The 1,400-nt window shown below is 78.6% G+C and carries 1 protein-coding gene; it reads right to left on the bottom strand.

Features of this window, described 5'->3' with window-relative positions; all coding sequences use genetic code 11:
• On the bottom strand, positions 1–1,400 hold a 1,400-nt coding region (locus tag EBN88_RS29840), incomplete at both ends, for a prenyltransferase/squalene oxidase repeat-containing protein (protein ID WP_233581131.1).

Below are 1,400 nucleotides of genomic sequence, written 5' to 3'. Positions count from 1 at the left end.
ACCCTCGGCGCGCGCAGCGCCCTCCGCGCTCCCGGCGCGGGCCGCCGGGCCCGCGCCGTCCGCTTCGCCCGCCGCGGCCGCGGCCCTGCGGCGGAAGCTCAGGAGGACGCCGATGCCGATGCCGGCCACCAGCCCCAGGCCGATGATCCACGGCAGGGCGCTCATCCCGTCGCCGTCCGCGTCGCCTTCGCCCGAGCCGCCCCCGTCGGCGGGCGAGTCGGTCGGGGCCGGGCCCAGCCGGCCCAGCTGCGCCAGCAGATCCGTGCCGCCGAAGTCCGCCGCCGAGTCGCCGGTCGCGTGCGCGGCGAGCACCAGCAGGCTGAGCGCCGTCGGGTTGGTGGCGTAGTCGGTCCACTCCGTGTGGTGCGCGCGCAGCCACTCAAGCGGCGCCGAGGCCGCCTCCCGGTGGCCGCCCGCCGCCAGCGCCAGCACCGCGCGCGCCGTGGTGGCGAAGTCCGGCTGGGCCTCGCCGCCGGGCGGCGTCGACTCCAGGTGGTTCTCGCTCCCCTCCAGCGTCCCGAGCAGCCGCGCCGCGCCCGCCGAACCGGCCCTGGCCTGCGGGCTCAACTCCTCGGCCGGCGACTCGGAGGCCGGCGACTCCGAGGCCGCGCCGGTCTCCTCGCCGTCCGAACCGTCCCCGCCCGTCCCGCAGTCCAGCGGGGTCACCGGCGCCTCCGGCGTCTCCGGGTCGACCAACAGCCCGCTGCCGTAGGCGGCGAGGACCGCGTCCACGGTCGCCATGTCGCTGCCGTACAGCTCGCCGGTCTCCGGGTCGGGCTGCCAGGCGAACGCGCCGCGCTGGTCCTCGGGCGCGTCGCAGCCGAGTTGGAGGTCGCCCAGGGCGGAGTAGGGGGAGTTGTCCTCGCGCCGCACCTCAGCCGGGTCGGTGCCGGTCGCGGCCAGGGCGCCGATCACCACGGCCGTGGAGTTGGCGTCGCTGGGGCTCCCGGGGTTGAAGCCCCAGCCGCCGTCCTCGTTCTGCACGCCGGTCAGCCAGGCGACGCCGGCGTCCACCGCGTCCTGCTGGCCGCCGACGGCGGCGAGCGCCTGGACCGCGAGGGCCGTCGCGTTGGAGTCGGAGGCGGTCACATCGGCGCAGGGCTGCTCCGGGGCCGCGCGGAACGGGAGGAACGATCCGTCCGCGCACTGCTGTCCGACCAGCCAGTCCACCGCCTCGTCGGCCGGCGTGTAGCCCGCCGTGTGCTGGGCCAGCAGCGCGTAGGACTGCCGCCACACCCCGTCGTACTGCGGGTCGGCGTCGCCGAAGAGGCCCTCGGGCGCCTCGGCCGGCGGCGGGGCCGGCGTCTCGTCGGCGACGGCGGCCGGGGCGAGGGCCAGGCCCGCCGTCATCGCGAGCGCCGCCAGGGTCGCGAGGGCGGTCAGCGCGGGCGCCGGGCGGC

Source organism: Streptomyces triticirhizae (genome assembly GCF_003696235.1).
GTDB classification, from domain to species: domain Bacteria; phylum Actinomycetota; class Actinomycetes; order Streptomycetales; family Streptomycetaceae; genus Streptomyces; species Streptomyces triticirhizae.
Note: the sequence above shows the minus strand (reverse complement) of the source record. Positions and strands in the feature narration are given on the sequence as shown.